Annotated in this window: 15 protein-coding genes; 11 read left to right on the top strand and 4 right to left on the bottom strand. The window is 69.0% G+C overall.

All coding sequences use genetic code 11. The features are described from left to right. The 4 genes from WAL33_RS20310 to WAL33_RS20325 all read left to right on the top strand — a co-directional run. Nucleotides 1–1,145 (top strand): FAD-binding protein (locus WAL33_RS20310; RefSeq protein WP_422183689.1); only part of this gene is annotated, 1,145 nt, incomplete at its 5' end. 11 nt (nt 1,146–1,156) lie between these two features. After that, nucleotides 1,157–1,939 carry a succinate dehydrogenase iron-sulfur subunit gene (locus WAL33_RS20315; RefSeq protein ID WP_422183690.1) on the top strand — a complete coding sequence of 261 codons (783 nt, stop codon included), beginning with the start codon at nt 1,157–1,159 and terminating at the stop codon, nt 1,937–1,939. 198 nt (nt 1,940–2,137) lie between these two features. Then, complete coding sequence (locus WAL33_RS20320) at nt 2,138–3,358, top strand: NAD(P)/FAD-dependent oxidoreductase (protein WP_422183714.1); 1,221 nt, start codon at nt 2,138–2,140, stop codon at nt 3,356–3,358. Between the two features lie 31 nt (nt 3,359–3,389). Further along, nucleotides 3,390–3,710 carry a 2Fe-2S iron-sulfur cluster-binding protein gene (locus tag WAL33_RS20325; protein WP_422183692.1) on the top strand — a complete coding sequence of 107 codons (321 nt, stop codon included), beginning with the start codon at nt 3,390–3,392 and terminating at the stop codon, nt 3,708–3,710. Between the two features lie 148 nt (nt 3,711–3,858). Here the strand turns inward: WAL33_RS20325 and WAL33_RS20330 are convergent, their stop codons facing one another. Next, complete coding sequence (locus WAL33_RS20330; RefSeq protein WP_422183694.1) at nt 3,859–6,171, bottom strand: ATP-binding protein; 2,313 nt, start codon at nt 6,169–6,171, stop codon at nt 3,859–3,861. Between the two features lie 150 nt (nt 6,172–6,321). On the opposite strand from WAL33_RS20330, the gene WAL33_RS20335 reads away from it, so the two are divergent. Further along, complete coding sequence (locus WAL33_RS20335) at nt 6,322–6,735, top strand: metallopeptidase family protein (RefSeq protein WP_422183695.1); 414 nt, start codon at nt 6,322–6,324, stop codon at nt 6,733–6,735. Beyond that, nucleotides 6,732–7,154: an SWIM zinc finger family protein gene (locus WAL33_RS20340; RefSeq protein ID WP_422183697.1), complete on the top strand. Its 423-nt coding sequence runs from the start codon at nt 6,732–6,734 to the stop codon at nt 7,152–7,154. The genes WAL33_RS20335 and WAL33_RS20340 overlap by 4 nt, the downstream gene beginning before the upstream one ends. A 154-nt stretch (nt 7,155–7,308) precedes the next feature. Here the strand turns inward: WAL33_RS20340 and WAL33_RS20345 are convergent, their stop codons facing one another. Beyond that, nucleotides 7,309–8,025 carry an NAD-dependent deacylase gene (locus WAL33_RS20345; RefSeq protein WP_422183699.1) on the bottom strand — a complete coding sequence of 239 codons (717 nt, stop codon included), beginning with the start codon at nt 8,023–8,025 and terminating at the stop codon, nt 7,309–7,311. 158 nt (nt 8,026–8,183) lie between these two features. Between WAL33_RS20345 and WAL33_RS20350 the strand changes: the two genes are divergently transcribed. From WAL33_RS20350 to mmcB, 4 genes are all read left to right on the top strand, one after another. After that, nucleotides 8,184–9,308 carry a ferritin-like domain-containing protein gene (locus WAL33_RS20350; RefSeq protein WP_422183700.1) on the top strand — a complete coding sequence of 375 codons (1,125 nt, stop codon included), beginning with the start codon at nt 8,184–8,186 and terminating at the stop codon, nt 9,306–9,308. A gap of 89 nt (nt 9,309–9,397) precedes the next feature. Continuing rightward, entirely contained in the window at nt 9,398–9,925 is a 528-nt protein-coding gene (locus WAL33_RS20355) for a lipocalin family protein (protein ID WP_422183702.1), read from the top strand. Next, nucleotides 9,925–10,467 (top strand): lipocalin family protein, encoded by a 543-nt coding sequence (locus WAL33_RS20360; protein WP_422183704.1) that lies wholly within the window; start codon nt 9,925–9,927, stop codon nt 10,465–10,467. Before WAL33_RS20355 ends, WAL33_RS20360 begins: the two co-directional genes overlap by 1 nt. Nucleotides 10,468–10,498: 31 nt before the next feature. Next, nucleotides 10,499–10,957, top strand: a complete 459-nt coding sequence (gene mmcB / locus WAL33_RS20365) for a DNA repair putative endonuclease MmcB (protein WP_422183706.1) — start codon at nt 10,499–10,501, stop codon at nt 10,955–10,957. On the opposite strand, the gene WAL33_RS20370 is transcribed toward mmcB, so the two are convergent. Both WAL33_RS20370 and recQ read right to left on the bottom strand, forming a co-directional pair. Beyond that, nucleotides 10,954–11,250, bottom strand: a complete 297-nt coding sequence (locus tag WAL33_RS20370) for a hypothetical protein (protein WP_422183708.1) — start codon at nt 11,248–11,250, stop codon at nt 10,954–10,956. The two genes, mmcB and WAL33_RS20370, sit on opposite strands and share 4 nt — an antisense overlap. Before the next feature lie 88 nt (nt 11,251–11,338). Beyond that, on the bottom strand, nt 11,339–13,213 hold the full coding sequence (recQ, locus tag WAL33_RS20375; RefSeq protein WP_422183710.1) for a DNA helicase RecQ: 1,875 nt from the start codon (nt 13,211–13,213) through the stop codon (nt 11,339–11,341). 296 nt (nt 13,214–13,509) lie between these two features. Here recQ and WAL33_RS20380 point away from each other — a divergent pair, with 296 nt between their 5' ends. Then, nucleotides 13,510–15,465, top strand: coding sequence for a transglycosylase domain-containing protein (locus WAL33_RS20380; protein ID WP_422183712.1), 1,956 nt, complete (start codon nt 13,510–13,512; stop codon nt 15,463–15,465). The last annotated feature ends 59 nt before the right edge of the window (nt 15,466–15,524 follow it).

The raw sequence follows: 15,524 nt of genomic DNA on the forward strand, positions 1-15,524 counted from the left end.
CCTCGGCCCACACCTGCACCGGCGACGGCAACGCCATGGCCCTGCGCGCCGGCCTGCCGCTGCAGGACATGGAGTTCGTGCAGTTCCACCCCACCGGCATCTACGGCGCCGGCTGCCTGATCACCGAAGGCGCGCGCGGCGAAGGCGGCTACCTGACCAACTCGGAAGGCGAGCGCTTCATGGAGCGCTATGCCCCGTCGGTGAAGGACCTGGCCCCGCGCGACATGGTCAGCCGGGCCATGACCATCGAGATCCGCGAAGGCCGCGGCGTGGGCCCCAACAAGGACCACATCTTCCTGCACCTGGACCACCTGGACCCGAAGATCCTGCACGAGCGCCTGCCCGGCATCTCCGAGACCGCCAAGGTCTTCGCCGGCGTCGACGTGACCAAGGCGCCGATCCCGGTCCTGCCGACCGTCCACTACAACATGGGCGGCATCCCGACGAACTATCACGGCGAAGTCGTCACCAAGTCGGGCGACAACCCCGACCAGGTGATCCCCGGCCTGATGGCCGTAGGCGAGGCGGCCTGCGTCTCGGTGCACGGCGCCAACCGCCTGGGCTCCAACAGCCTGATCGACCTGGTGGTGTTCGGCCGCGCCGCGGCCCTGCGCTGCGCCGAGATCCTCAAGCCGATGGCCACCCAGCCGGAGCTGAAGGACAGCATGACCGACGCGCACGTCGCGCGCTTCGATCGCTACCGCAACGCCAACGGCGCCCAGCCGACCGCGGCCCTGCGTCTGGAGATGCAGAAGGCCATGCAGGAAGACGCCGCGGTGTTCCGCACCGGCGAGAGCCTGGAAAGCGGCGTCGTGCGCCTGCAGGCGGTCTGGGACAAGGCCAAGGACATCAAGGTCAGCGACCGCGGGCTGGTGTGGAACACCGACCTGATGGAGACCCTGGAGTTCGACAACCTGATCGGCCAGGCCGTCGTCACCGTGGCCGGGGCGGTCAACCGCACCGAAAGCCGCGGCGCCCACGCCCGCGAGGACTTTTCCACGCGCGACGACGCCAACTGGATGAAGCACACCCTGGCCTGGCTCGACCCGTCGACCGGCAAGGTGAAGATCGATTTCCGGCCGGTGCACAGCTACACCATGTCGAAAGACATCGACTACATCCCGCCCAAGCAGCGCGTGTACTGAGGGTACGATCGATGGTTCAGCTCACCCTCCCCAAGAACTCCACCGTCCAGAGCGGCAAGCACTGGCCCGCCCCGGCCGGCGCCAAGAACACCCGCGCGTTCAAGATCTATCGCTACGATCCGGAAGACGGCCGCAACCCGCGCTGGGACACCTACGAGGTGGACGTCGACGCCTGCGGCCCGATGGTCCTGGACGCCCTGCTCTACATCAAGAACTCCATCGACCCGACGCTGGCCTTCCGCCGCTCGTGCCGTGAAGGCGTCTGCGGCTCGTGCGCGATGAACATCGGCGGCCGCAACACCCTGGCCTGCACCCACGGCCACGCTGACACCCCTGGCAAGGCCGTGCAGATCAGCCCGCTGCCGTCGCAGCCGGTGGTCAAGGACCTGATCCCCGACCTGACGCTGTTCTATGCCCAGTACGCCTCGATCGAGCCCTGGCTGCACACCGTCACGCCCGAGCCGCAGACCGAGTGGAAGCAGTCGCCGGAAGACCGCTCCAAGCTGGACGGCCTCTACGAGTGCATCCTCTGCGCCTGCTGCTCGACCTCGTGCCCCAGCTACTGGTGGAACGGCGACAAGTACCTGGGTCCGGCCACCCTGCTGCACGCCTACCGCTGGCTGATCGACAGCCGCGACGAAGCCAAGGGCGAGCGCCTCGACAACCTCGAGGACCCGTTCAAGCTCTATCGCTGCCACACGATCATGAACTGCGCCCAGGTCTGCCCCAAGGGCCTGAACCCGGCCAAGGCGATCGCCGAGATCAAGAAGATGCTGGTGGAGCGCGTGGTCTAAGGACCACGGCTCTTACCGCCTCGTCCTTCGACGGGCTCGGGACGAGGCCTGTTCCATCGCCGCAGGAGATCAGCCATGACTCGCAAGGGTTGGCCGATCTTCGAGCCCAAGGCCGATCGGCTTGCAAAAAGGTGACGCTGCCGTCATCTTTGCTCGAACGGGAGGACTTTGGCGTTGAGTGAAGCTGGAACAGGTGACCTGAACGCTCGCGTCGTCATTGTCGGGGCCGGCCACGCCGGCGGTTCGGCCGCCGCCTTCCTGCGCCAGTACGGCCATGTCGGCCCCATCGTGCTGATCGGCGAAGAGCCGCTGCTGCCCTATCAGCGCCCGCCGCTCAGCAAGGCCTGGCTGAAGGGCGAGGCCGACGCCGACAGCCTGCAGCTCAAGCCCAGCAGCTGGTACGAGGAAGCCGGCGTCTCCCTGCGTCTGGGCGGGGTGGTGACCAGCCTCAATCGCGGCGCCAAGACCGTCAGCCTCGCCTCGGGCGAGACCCTGCCCTACGACTATCTGATCCTGGCCACCGGCGCCCGGGCCCGGGCCCTGCCGATCCCCGGCGCCGACCTGGCCGGCGTGCTGGCCTTGCGCACGGCGGCCGATGCGGAGGCCCTGAAGGGCGCCCTGGGTCCCGGCAAGCGGCTGGCGGTGGTGGGCGGCGGCTATGTCGGCCTGGAGGCGGCGGCCTCGACCGTCGCCCTGGGCGGCCACGCCACGATCATCGAGCGCGAGCCGCGCGTCCTGGCCCGGGTGGCCTGCGAGACCCTGTCCAACTTCTTCCAGGACTATCACGGCGCGCGCGGGGTGACCTTCGTGCTCAATGCGGGCGTGGCCGGCTTCGACGGCGCGGAGGGTCACGTGACCGGCGTGCGGATGACCGACGGCTCGGTGATCGCCTGCGACGTCGCCCTGGTCGGGGTGGGGGCCATCCCCAACGAGGAGCTGGCCCGCGACGCGGGGCTGGAATGCGCCAACGGCGTGGTGGTCGACCTGGAGGCCCGCACGGCCGACCCGTTCGTGTTCGCCATCGGCGACCTGACCCACCGTCCGCTGCCGATCTACAGCCGCCAGTTCCGGCTGGAGAGCGTGCCCAACGCCCTGGAGCAGGCCAAGCAGGCCGCCGCCGCCATCGCCGGCCGGCCCATGCCGCCGCCCGAGATCCCGTGGTTCTGGTCCGACCAGTACGACCTGAAACTGCAGATCGCCGGCCTGCCGTTCGACGCCGACCGCCAGGTGGTGCGCGGCGACGTGGCCGGCGCCAAGTTCGCCGTCTTCCACCTGAAGGGCGACCTGGTCCAGGCCGTCGAGGCCGTCAACGCGCCGCCCGAATTCATGGCCGGCAAGCAGTTGATCGCCAAGCGCACCCCCGTCAGCATAGAGAAGCTGGCGGATCCGACGATTTCCATGAAAGAAGTAGCGGCGTAAAACGACCGTTCAAAACCATTCCAGGGGACCCATGGCCAAGATCACCTACATCGAGCACGACGGAACCGACCACGTCATCGACGTCAAGCCGGGCCTGACGGTCATGGAAGGCGCGGTGAAGAACAACGTCCCGGGCATCGACGCCGACTGCGGCGGCGCCTGCGCCTGCGCCACCTGCCATGTCTATGTGGACGAAGCCTGGACCGACAAGACCGGCGAGAAGTCGGCCATGGAGGAGTCGATGCTGGACTTCGCCGAGAACGTCGAGCCGAACTCGCGCCTGTCGTGCCAGATCAAGGTGTCGGACGCGCTGGACGGGCTGGTGGTGCGGCTGCCGGAAAGCCAGCACTAGGGGGCGTACTTGCCCCCACCTGGCGGCTGCGCCGCCTGTCCGCCCCCATAGGGGGCGGAGCCTCGCGCTCTAGGCTCTTCCCCCTGTGGGGGAAGACGATCGCGAAGCGATCCGTAGGGGGCAAGCGTTCGCCGCACGGACCCCGTTCCTAAAACCCAAACTCCGGCTGCGCCGCCCCGGGCTGTTGCGTCTCGGGCAAGTGGCAGGTGAACATCGAGCCGGCGCCCGGTTCGCTCTCCAGCGCCACCCAGCCGCCGTGCAGCTCGACCAGCGCCTTGACCAGGGCCAGGCCCAGGCCGGGACCGCCGCGGTCGCGGCCGACAAAGCGGTCGAAGATGTGGGCCTGGACGTGGAACGGCACGCCGCGGCCGGTGTCCGACACGTCCAGCCGCACCTCGCCCAGCGCCCGCCGCGCCGACAGGGTGACCACCCCGTCCGGCGGGGTCTGGCGCAGGGCGTTCTCGACCAGGTGGTCCAGGATCTGGGACAGTCGCTTGCGGTCGCCGCGGATCAGGCCGACGTCCTTGTCGCATTCGACCGACAGGGTCACCCCGCCGAGCTGGGCGATGGGCAGGGCGCGCTCCTGGGCGCCGCTGAGCAGCTCGGCCACGCGGATGTCCTCGATCTCCAGCGCCATTTCGCCGGCGTCGATCTGGGCCATGTCCAGCACGTCGTCGATCGAGCGGGCCAACTGGGTGGCGGCTGCGCGCACCGAGGCCACGTGGCCCCGGCTGCGTTCGCTCAGACCGTCGGCCCGCTCCAGCAGCTCCGAATAGCCGATGATCGTCGTCAGCGGCGTGCGCAGCTCGTAGGAGACGTTGCCGACAAAGTCGCGCTTCAACCGTTCGGCCTCGGTCAGGGCGGCCGAGCGATCGGCCAGCGCGCTTTCCAGCTGGCGGGTGTCGGTGACGTCGGCGAAGGCGATCAGGGTCGCGCCGTCCGGCAGGGGCCGGCTCTGATAGACGATGATCCGGTTGTCGGAGGTGCGGGTCTCGCCCGAGGTCGGGGCGCGCATCTGCGGGTCGGGATCGGCCACCCGGCCCTTCAGCTCGCGCCAGAAGGCCAGGTCGTGCAGGCGCGGCACGCACAGCTCGACCACGCCCTCGAAATCGACCGCCGCCTCCAGGGCCTGGGCCGAGACGTTCCAGAAGGTCTCGAAAGCCTCGTTGTGCAGCCGCAGGCGGCCGTCCGACCCGAACACCGCCACCGCGTCGTTCAGCTTGTCCAGCGTCGCCTGCTGCACCTGGATCAGGGCGTTGTACTGGGCCTTCAGCCGCAGCTCGCCGGTGATGTCGGAAAACAGCAGCAGCATGCCGCCCAGCGGGTGAGACTGGCGCACCACGCGCAGGGTGCGGCCGTCAGGCAGGTCCCACATCTCGTCGGCCTGGGGCTCCAGGTCCTCGTAGCGGGCCAGCTCGGCGGCCTTCCACTTGGCGTAGTCGACCGTTTCGGGCAGGCGACGGCGCTGGCGCAGGCGGTCCAGCACCTCGCCATGGGTCGGACGCTCGGCCAGCCAGGCCGGCTCCAGGCCCCACAGTTCGGCGAAGGCGGTGTTGTGGAAGGCCAGGCGGCGGCTCTGGCTGAAGATCGCCACCGCGTCGGCGATGTGGTTGAGCGTCTCGTCATGGGCCTCGACGTGCTTCTTCAGCGCGTCGCGCATGTCCTCGACCTCGCTGACGTCGCTGCTGAACACCCCCACGCCGCCGCCTTCCAGCGGCTGGGCCGAGAAGCGCAACGCGCGGCGGCGGCCGTCCAGCGGCACCCAGCGGACCAGTTCGCGCAGCTCGCCGGCCTTGGCGGCCTCGACCACCAGCGCGTCGGCGGCCCGGTCGATCGATTTGTTGTCGCGCGCCGCGTCGGCGGCTGTCGCGACCCCGACCACCCGCAGATAGGCCGCGTTGCCCCAAACCGGCGCGCCGTCGGCGCTGGCGATCCAGGCCGGCTCGATCAGGCTGTCCATGAAGGCGGCGAAGCGGCCGGCGTCGGGCAGGCCGGTCTCGTCTTCGGCGGCGGCGGCCAGGCGCAGCCAGGCCCGGGTTCCGGCCGCCCGACCCTCGACCACCACCCCGCCGCGCGGACCGCGGGCCTCGAAGGCGCAGACCTCGCCCTGTTCGAACAGGGCCTTCAGCTTATGGGCGTGGGCCGGATCGGCCTCGGTCAAGGCCACAACCACGGCCTGGGCGTCGGCGGCGACGTCCAGAATCCTGGCGCACGCGGCCAAGGCGTCCTCGCCCGACACCAGGTCGACGCCGTCGTCATGGATGACGACCACCGCGGTCTCGAAGGCCTCGGCCGCCCCCTGGCTGTCCATCAGCCGAGTCTCCAGGGCCTGGGCGCGGGCTTTCAGGCCGGCCAGGCGGCCCTCGAACCGCCGTCGCTGGGACATCGCCCACAAGGTGGCGCAAAGGGCGAGGCAGACCGCGCCGGCCGTCGCGGCCAGGATCAAGTCGGACGAGGTCATCAGGCTTGTCGTCGGCCCCCGGGCTGCGGACGTGGTTAGCGAATCAGATTCACAGATTAGGCCGCGCGTGACCAGAGCGCGATGAGCGCTGCTGTCCCAGGGGTCTTTACCGGCCTTTCCGGCGCGTCCCCTCCGGCCTATGTACCGACCATGACCTGGACCGACCGTCTCAACCCAGCCGTGGCTCCCTCGCTGGACGACTTCGCCGCCCTGGCGCGCAAGGCGTTCGACGACCTGCCCGCCGATTTTCGCCGCCAGACCGGCGACGTGGTGTTCCGCATCGACGATTTCGCCGCCGACGAGGTGCTCGACGACTTAGGGATAGAGGACCCGTTCGAGCTGACCGGCCTCTACCAGGGCGTGGACCTGGGCCGCCGCTCGATCCTGGACCCTTCGCCGCAGCCGTCGATGGTGTTCCTGTATCGCCGGCCGATCCTGGACGAATGGTGCGAACGCGGCGACGTCACCCTGGGCGAGCTGATCGCCCACGTTCTGGTCCACGAGATCGGCCACCATTTCGGCCTGTCGGACGACGACATCCACCGCATCGAGGACGACGCATGAGCCACGGCGTAACCCTGTTCGACACGGAAGCCTGGCGCGGCCGCATGGACGAGCGCTGGTTCGAAAGCGGCGCGGCCATCGCCGAGGCCGGGGCGGTCGATCTGGTGGCGATCGAGGACGAGGCCGTCACAGGCCACGTGACCGGCAGCGCGGGCGATCTCTATGTCGTCACCCTGCGCGCGCCCGATGGCGAGGGCGCCTGCACCTGCCCGGGCTTCGACAAGTTCGGGGCCTGCAAGCACCAGGCGGCCGTCGTGGTGGCGGCCAACCTGCTGGACGCGACAGGGCAAGGCTATGTCCGCGACCGTCTGGCGAAGGTGCGCGACGGGTTGGCCCTGGAGAGCAAGGACGCGCTGATCGAACGGATCGTCGAGCTGGCGAAGCGGGACCCGAAGGTGCTGGCGGGGCTGGAGGGTTAGGCGTGGGATCACACCCGCTTGCCCCCACCTGACCGCTTCGCGGTCTGTCCGCCCCCATAGGGGGCGGAGGACGCCCGCCCTCTTCCCCCTGTGGGGGAAGACGATCGCGAAGCGATCCGTAGGGGGCAAGCGTTCGCCGCACTGGCGCGAACAACTATGTCGCCCTAGTCCCCAGCACCTCATCCACCCAGGCCGGCGCCACCGCCGTCGCCGGACCGTAGCGGCGTTCGTCGAAGGCGCGGGCGTTGTCGGAGGGTTCGAGGTTGAGCTCGCAGGTGCGGATCCCCAGCCGCCGGGCCTGGGCCACGAAGCCGGCGGCAGGATAGACCGAGCCGGAGGTGCCGATGGAGACGAACAGGTCGGACTCCTCCAGGGCGTCGTCGATCGCGTCCAGGAACAGCGGCTCTTCACCGAACCACACCACATGCGGCCGGGCGGTCCCGACGACGGCGCAGGCTGGGCAGGCGCTGTCGCCGCTCAGGGGCTCGGCGTCCGGCCAGGTCGCGCCGCAATCGTGGCAGCGCGTCACCTGAAGTTGCCCGTGCATGTGGACCACGTCGACGCAGCCCCCCTGCTCGTGCAGGTCGTCGACATTCTGGGTGCACAGGAACAAGCGTCCGCCTCGCGCCGCCAGGCCCGTCTGCAACCGGGCCAGGGCAAGGTGCGCCGCGTTGGGCGTCGCGCCCGCCAGATTGGCTCGCCGGGCGTTGTAGAAGGCGCGCACCTTGGCCGGGTCGCGGACGAAGCCCTCGGGCGTGGCCACCTCCGACAGGTCGTATTGGGTCCAGATCCCGCTGGTGTCGCGAAAGGTGCCCAGGCCGCTTTCGGCCGAGATCCCCGCGCCGGTCAAAACGAAGATGTTGAATCCCACGGTTACGTTTTTCCTAGGCCGTTCGGGCGCGCTTTCGAACCTGACGCAGCCGTCACTTTTAATTTGACCCCGCCGGCTCTTTGAGTTGACAGTGTTCAGATAGGCCAGAGACCCGCGTTAGACGGAGCCTGTCCAGCCCCTTTAGGCGAGGAGCCACCATGACGGACAAGAACATCACCAAGGACGCCATGTACGACGCGGTGGCGCCGGACGACTTCGAGTCGATGCTCGAACTGGACCGCTACAACAACCGCTCCACGGCGTTCGACAAGATCATTTCGGCGACCCACGACCACTTCTGGGACCCGCTGGACAAGGCCTATATCGATTTCGACGAGCCGTTCGACATGGAGAACCAGGCGCTGGTTCCCGAGGATCTGGTGATCGCCCTGTCGACCGACTACGTCTCCGACCACCTCAGCGACCCCAAGCAGCGCATCCGCTTCATCAACCAGTCGGTGCTGCGCAGCTTCTCGTCGATCCTGCACGGCGAGCAAGGCGCGCTGAACCTGTCGGCTTCGCTTTGCCACGTGCTCAAGGACCAGGGCGCCCAGGAATACGCCGCCAACCAGACCCGCGAAGAGGCCCGCCACGTCACGGCCTTCGCCAAGTACATCAAGGCTCGCTGGGGCAAGCCGGTCGAGTGCGGCCCCGCCCTGAAGACCCTGCTGGTCGAGATCATCGGCGCGCCCGAGGTCTACAAGAAGATCATCGGCATGCAGATGTTGGTCGAGGGTCTGGCCATGGGCGCCTTCGCCACCTTCTACACCCAGATCAATGACCCCCTGGGCAAGAAGATGCTGCAGCTGGTGATGACCGACGAGGCCTTCCATCACAAGTTCGGCAAGATCTGGGCCGACCGCACCGTGCCCAAGCTGAGCCCCGAGGAGCACGCGATCATCGAGGACTGGGCGGCCCACTGCTTCCAGACCCTGCTGTTCAACCTGGTCTCGCCGCACCAACAGCTGGACCTCTATGCCGAGTTCGGCCTGGACCCCGACAAGGTGGTCGAGGAGTACGGGAAGATCATGACCGACGACCTGCGTCGGGAGAACATGAAGGAGCAGACCAACATCTTCCGGGTGCTGGTCAAGACGCTGCTCAACGCTGGCATCATCACCGACCGCACCAAGGCCTTCTACGCCATGTACGTCGATATCGACGAGCTGAAGGGCGAGGGCGACCGGATGGTCGGCGACGACATCGCCGAGGAAGGCATCCGCCACCTGCAGGCCATCAACTTCAAGGATCGCGCCCGGCCGGTGACCATCGCCGCCGAATAGACCCGTCTGTTCAGTACCCGGAGCGCCCCGCCACGGAACCCTGGCGGGGCGCTTTGCGTTTCTGACGCCTTGTAGTTCAAGGTGACGACATGAGAATTTTCCCGATCATCGTCGCCGCGAGCCTGCTCGCGACCCAGGCTCCGATCGCGGCCTGGGCGGCGGCTCAACCCCCGTCCAAGCCTGTCGCCGCCAGCTTCTACACCGGCAAGTGGTACGAGATCGCCCGCACGCCCAACGCCGGCCAGCGCGACTGCGAGGCCCCGACCACCGAGTTCAAGAGCAAGAGCGCCGACGGCTTCGCCGTTCACCAGGTCTGCCACAAGGGTTCGGCCGGCGGCGCGGCCAAGACGTTCGACACCACAGGCAAGATCATCGGCGGGTCCCAGAACACGCGCTTCACGATGAGTTTCCTGGGTGGGCTGAAGAAGCAGGAATACTGGGTGCTCGACTGCGCCGACGATCGTTCCTGGGCGATCATGGCGACGCCCGGCGGCAACTATTTCTGGCTGCTGTCGCGCCAGGCGGTGATGAGTCCGGCCGCCAAGGCGCGAGCCCTGGAGCGGGTGAAGGCGCTTGGCTACGCCAAGCTGGAATATCCGCAGCAGCCGGCCGCCTGATGCGTCGTCCTTCCACCCTGCTGGCCGCCCTTCTCCTGACCACGGTCGCCGTCGCCGCTTGCGTGGGCGGGCCCAGCGGCAATCCCAATCCGCCCCAGCCGGCCAAGGCGGTCGACCTGGATCGCTATGCCGGCCTCTGGTACGAGGCGGCGCGCTACGACATGCGGTTCGAGAAGGGCTGCGACGGCGTCACGGCCGAATACTCCAAGCGGCCCGACGGGCTGATCCGAGTGGTCAACACCTGCCGCCAGGGCGGTCCGACCGGACCGGTGAAGGTCAGCGAGGGCAAGGCGAAGGTCGCGGACGCCGCCACCAAGGCCAAGCTGAAGGTCTCGTTCTTCGGCCCGTTCTTCGTCGGCGACTACTGGGTGATGGACCATGCGGACGACTACAGCTGGTCGATCGTCGGCGAGGGCTCGGGCCGATACCTGTGGCTCCTGACCCGCAAGCCGCCGACGCCTGCCGAGCTCAAGGCCCTGACCGACCGGGCCAAGGCCATGGGCTACGACACCGCGATGCTGCGGGTGACGAAGCACTCTTGATCCACGAACAAAGCTGGAACAAAGTTCCGGCATGGACGTCCTCATCGACCTTCGGCCCTCGCGGCCCGAGACCACCGACCTGGTGACCCGCGGGGCCGGGCGGTTCCTGGTCTCGCTGGGCTATGCGCCGTTGGCAGAGGTCACCCTGCCCAACGGCCGCCGCGCCGACCTGATGGCGCTCGGCCCCAAGGGCGACGTGCTGATCGTCGAGGTGAAGTCGGGGCTCGAGGACTTCCGGGTCGATCGCAAGTGGCCCGAATACGCCCCCTATTGCGACGCCTTCTATTTCGCCGTGTCGCCGGACTTTCCCGAGGGAATCCTGCCGGGCGATCCCGGTCTGATCGTCGCCGACGGCTTTGGCGGCGCCGTGATCCGCGAGGCGCCGGTCGCGCCCCTGGCCCCGGCGCGTCGCAAGGCGCTGACCCTGGCCTTCGCCCGCCTGGCCGCCCTGCGCGCCGCCGGCGTCAACGCCGAGCGGCTGACGCTCTAACGGTCGAAGTTGCGGGCCAGCAGGAAGCCGAACACCAGGCCGGCCACGAAGGTCCCGACCGCCAGGGCGACCGGACGTTCCTCGGCGATCTCGTGGGCCGCCTTGGCCTTTTCGATGCTCCAGGTCTTGCCGACCTCGGCCTTCTCGGCGGCGTAGGTGCGGGCGCCCTCGGTCTTCTCGGCCACGGTCTCGACCGCCTTCTCGACGGCGGCCTTGGCGCGCTTGACGCCTTCCTTGGCCGTGGCCTTGGCGGAGGTCTTGGGGGCCGGGGTCTTGATCGTGAAGTCGGTCATGCGAAATCCTGCGGATGGAGGCGCCGACCATCGTAACACGTCGGGCCGCGAAACGTTTCCCTGCCGGCCCTTCTAAAGCGGATGCGGCCTAGTTGTCGCGCACCACCTTCAGCACCGCCTCGCCGTAGCGATCCAGCTTGCCCTGGCCCACGCCGCCGGCCTTGGCCAGGGCGGCCAGCGTGCCCGGCCGGGCCGCGGCGATCTCGGCCAGGGTGGCGTCGTGGAAGATCACATAGGGCGGCACATGCTGCAGGGCCGCTTCCTCGCGACGCCAGCCGCGCAGGGCCTCGAACAGCGCCTGGTCCTCCAGCGGCACCGTGAGGGCCTGGCGCTTGCGGGCGGTCTTGCCGGCTCCCGAACGGCCAGGGCTGTCGGCCGTCGCCGGCTGTTGGCGCAAGGAGACCAGGCGCTCGCCGCGATAGACCTGGCGCACGCCCTCGCCGTCGCCCAGGCCGATCAGCGGCCGGCCGTCATTGGGGTCCTCGCGCAGCAGGCCCTCGAACACCAGGGTGTCGATCAGGTCGCGCCAGCCTTGCGGGCTGAATTCCTTGCCGATGCCGAAGGTCGTCATCTGGGCCTCGGCCTGCGTCACGTCCTTGGTCTTGCCCAGCAGGTGGTCGACCAGTCGGCCGCGCCCGAACCGGCCGCCCATGCGGTGGGCGGCCGACAGGGCCTTTTGGGCGGCCTGGCTGGCGTCGACGCCAAGGGGCGGCGAGACGCAGATGTCGCAGACCCCGCAGCGCTCGACTCCCTCCTCGCCGAAATAGCGGCGCACGGCGGCGGCGCGGCAGGTGACGCCTTCCAGCATCGCGTAGAACTGGCGCAGCTTGCGCAGCTGCACGGCCTTGACCTCGTCGGGCGCGCTCTGCGCCTCGATCCGACGCACCGCCCAGGCCAGGTCGGCGGAGCTGTAGAGCGTGATGCCCTCGGCCGGCTGGCGGTCGCGGCCGGCCCGGCCGATCTCCTGCCAATAGGCCTCGATGGCGGCCGGCGGGTCGGCGTGGATCACGAAGCGGACGTCGGGCTTGTCGACGCCCATGCCGAAGGCGATGGTCGCGACCATCACGGCTTCTTCCGCCTCGAGAAACTCCTCCAGCCGCCGGGCCCGCAGGTTTTTGTCGAGGCCCGCATGATAGGCCAGGGCCGGTATGCCTTCGGCGATCAGCTTCTCAGCCAGCTTCTCGGTGGAGTCGCGGCTGCCGGCATAGACGACGCCGGCGCGGTTGGGACGCTCGGTGACCAGTTCGATCACCCGCTCGTGGCCCTTGCCCTTCTTGCGCTCGGCGTTCAGGGCCAGCTCGTGGCGGGCGAAGCTGTCGACGAACTCGGCCGCGCCCTGCAGACGCAGTTCGCTGCGGATGTCGTCGCGGGTCCGGGCGTCGGCGGTGGCGGTGACGGCCAGGCGCGGGGCGTGGGGGAACACCTCGGCCAGGCGGCCCAGCATGCGGTATTCGGGCCGGAAGTCGTGACCCCACTGGCTGACGCAGTGGGCCTCGTCGACGGCGACCAGCGACAGGGGCAGGCGCGACAGCCGCTCCAGCATCGAGGGCTGCATCAGACCTTCGGGCGACAGGTAGAGCAGGTCCAGAACGCCGGCGTCGATCCGCCGCCAGATCTCGGCGCGTTCGCCCGGCAGGGTGTTGCTGTCCAGCCGCTCGGCCGCCACGCCCGCCTGCTGCAGGCCCGCCACCTGGTCGGCCATCAGGGCGATCAGCGGCGAGACCACCAGGCCCAGGCCGGGCCGCACCAGGGCGGGGATCTGGTAGCACAGGCTCTTGCCGCCGCCGGTCGGCAGGACGGCCAGGGCGCTGCGCCCGGCCAGCAGCTCGCCGATCACCCCGGCCTGCAGCCCTCGAAAATCGGAGTGGCCGAAGGTGCGGCGCAGAACCTCGCGCGCCGCCTCTAGCGGGGGGCCCGAACCAAGGTTTGGGCGGTCAAGCGTGGAATCAGGCTGGTCGTACACGGGCGTCTTGTGACAGCGCGCGGACGCCAGGCCAAGCGCGGCGCCACGATCCGGCCTCGGAAATGGGTTTGAAAGCGGATATCGGCGTCATGGGTCCTGCAAACGGGGTGTTCACCGTCCTTGCGGCGCGACCGGAAGCTGAAACGAACCATGAACACGCAGGGCGTGCAAGGGGGGCTGCAAGACCGATGAAGGGGCGTTCATACCTCGTCAATCTTGTCGCGCCTTTTGTGGGCTTCAGCTAAACGGATTTCGGCGCGCCCCAGGGGGGCCGCGCCTTTCAGGACAAGGACGACATGGCCAAAGGCACCTTCGGCGGGAACAAGCCGGCGAAGCCGCAGCGCACGCCCATTCAGGCGCTGTTCTACTGGACGGTCGTGCTCGGCGTCTGGGGCCTGATCTTCGTCGTGGCCTTCTTCGCGGTGTTCGCCAGCGACCTGCCCGACACCTCCAAGCTGTACGACGTCAAGCGCCAGCCCTCGATCAACTATCTGGATCGGTCCGGCGCGCTGCTGGCCGTGCGCGGCAGCCAGTACGCCCCGCCGGTCGACCTGGACGCTCTGCCCGCCTACGTGCCGGCGGCCTTCGTGGCCATCGAGGACCGCCAGTTCTATCACCACATCGGCTTCAACCCGTGGGGCATCGCCCGCTCGCTGATCTGGAACATGACCCACGAGGGCGGCCCCCAGCGCGGCGGCTCGACCATCACCCAGCAGCTGGCCAAGAACCTGTTCCTCAGCCCGGCCCAGAACTATCGCCGCAAGGCCCAGGAGCTGATCCTGGCCGTCTGGCTGGAGATGAAGTTCAGCAAGAAGCAGATCCTGGCCCTCTATATGAACCGGGTCTATTTCGGGGCCGGAGCGTATGGGATCGAGGCCGCCTCGCAGCGCTATTTCAACAAGCCCGCCAGCCAACTGACCGTCGGTGAGGCCGCCCTGCTGGCCGGGCTGATGAAGGCTCCGGCCCGCTATTCGCCGGTCTCGGCCAGCGACCGCGCCGCCCGTCGCGCCACCATCGTGCTGGACGAGATGGTGCGGATGCGGGCCATCACCGCCGAGCAGCGCGACGAGGCCTTCCGCGAGCCGGTCCGTGTCTCGGCCACCCTGGCCAACCAGCGCGCCCAGTACTTCACCGACTATGTCGACGCCCAGGTGCGCTCGCTGGTCGGCGAACCGACCGAGGATTTGGTCGTCGAGACCACCCTGGACCTGCCGATCCAGGTGGCCGCCGAGCGTTCGGTGAAGACCGGCGTCGAGGGCCACAAGGCCCAGGGCGTCCAGCAGGCGGCCTTGGTGGCCATCGATGGCGAAGGCCGCATCCGCGCCTATGTCGGCGGCGCCGACTATGGCGAGAGCCAGTTCGACCGCGCCACCAGCGCCCGCCGCCAGGCCGGTTCGGCCTTCAAGCCGTTCGTCTACCTGACGGCCATGGACCAGGGCCGCAACCCGTCGGTGATGGTGGTCGATGAGCCGGTGAAGATCGGCAACTGGGAGCCGCGGAACTACACCAACAAGTACCTGGGTCCGATGACCCTGCAGACGGCCCTGTCCCAGTCGATCAACACGGTCGCCGCGCGCCTGGCCAGCGAAGTGGGCACCAGCAACGTCGCCGCCACCGCCCGCCGCCTGGGGATCACCAGCAAGATCCAGCTGGACCCCTCGATGGCCCTGGGGGCGGTCGAGGTCTCGCCGATGGAGATGGCCCAGGCCTACGCCCCGTTCGCCAATGGCGGCTTCCTGGCCAAGGGCTACGGCATCGAACGCATCCGCACGACCAGCGGCAAGGTGCTTTACGATCACAGCGTCGACCGGACCCAGAGACCCGCGGTGATCGGCTCGCCGTCGCTGCAGTACATGAACCAGATGATGCGCCAGGTCGTGACCGCCGGGACGGGCACGCGGGCCGCGGTCTCGGGCTACGACATCGCCGGCAAGACCGGCACCACCAGCGACTACCGCGACGCCTGGTTCGTCGGCTACACGGGCGGCTTCGTGGCCGCGGTGTGGACCGGCAAGGACGACAACACCTCGATGAAGAGGGTCACCGGCGGCGGCGCCCCGGCCGAGATCTGGCGCAACTTCATGGCCGGCGCCCTGCCGCGCCTGAAGGCCACCCCGATCCCCGGCGGCGTGGCGGAGCCGCCGCCCGCCACCGACGATCCGATCGGCGACATCCTGACGGGACCGCCGGAGGGCCCCGCGGCCGAGATGCCCGCTCCAGGCACGCCCGCGCCGGAGCAACTGCCTTACTAGGCCGCCGCCGCAAGACCCCCTCCGGCCCTCCGGGCCACCTCCCCCAAAGGGGGAGGATC

This window comes from Caulobacter sp., assembly GCF_049283275.1.
Taxonomy (GTDB): Bacteria; Pseudomonadota; Alphaproteobacteria; order Caulobacterales; family Caulobacteraceae; genus Caulobacter.

Excerpts from the sequence above, each read along its gene's own strand:
- WAL33_RS20325 (WP_422183692.1), top strand. The coding sequence starts at position 3,390 with ATGGCCAAGATCACCTACATCGAGCACGACGGAACCGACCACGTCATC.
- WAL33_RS20330 (WP_422183694.1), bottom strand. The coding sequence starts at position 6,171 with ATGACCTCGTCCGACTTGATCCTGGCCGCGACGGCCGGCGCGGTCTGC.
- WAL33_RS20340 (WP_422183697.1), top strand. The coding sequence starts at position 6,732 with ATGAGCCACGGCGTAACCCTGTTCGACACGGAAGCCTGGCGCGGCCGC.
- WAL33_RS20315 (WP_422183690.1), top strand. The coding sequence starts at position 1,157 with ATGGTTCAGCTCACCCTCCCCAAGAACTCCACCGTCCAGAGCGGCAAG.
- WAL33_RS20350 (WP_422183700.1), top strand. The coding sequence starts at position 8,184 with ATGACGGACAAGAACATCACCAAGGACGCCATGTACGACGCGGTGGCG.
- WAL33_RS20370 (WP_422183708.1), bottom strand. The coding sequence starts at position 11,250 with ATGACCGACTTCACGATCAAGACCCCGGCCCCCAAGACCTCCGCCAAG.
- WAL33_RS20335 (WP_422183695.1), top strand. The coding sequence starts at position 6,322 with ATGACCTGGACCGACCGTCTCAACCCAGCCGTGGCTCCCTCGCTGGAC.
- WAL33_RS20380 (WP_422183712.1), top strand. The coding sequence starts at position 13,510 with ATGGCCAAAGGCACCTTCGGCGGGAACAAGCCGGCGAAGCCGCAGCGC.
- mmcB (WP_422183706.1), top strand. The coding sequence starts at position 10,499 with ATGGACGTCCTCATCGACCTTCGGCCCTCGCGGCCCGAGACCACCGAC.
- WAL33_RS20355 (WP_422183702.1), top strand. The coding sequence starts at position 9,398 with ATGAGAATTTTCCCGATCATCGTCGCCGCGAGCCTGCTCGCGACCCAG.
- WAL33_RS20360 (WP_422183704.1), top strand. The coding sequence starts at position 9,925 with ATGCGTCGTCCTTCCACCCTGCTGGCCGCCCTTCTCCTGACCACGGTC.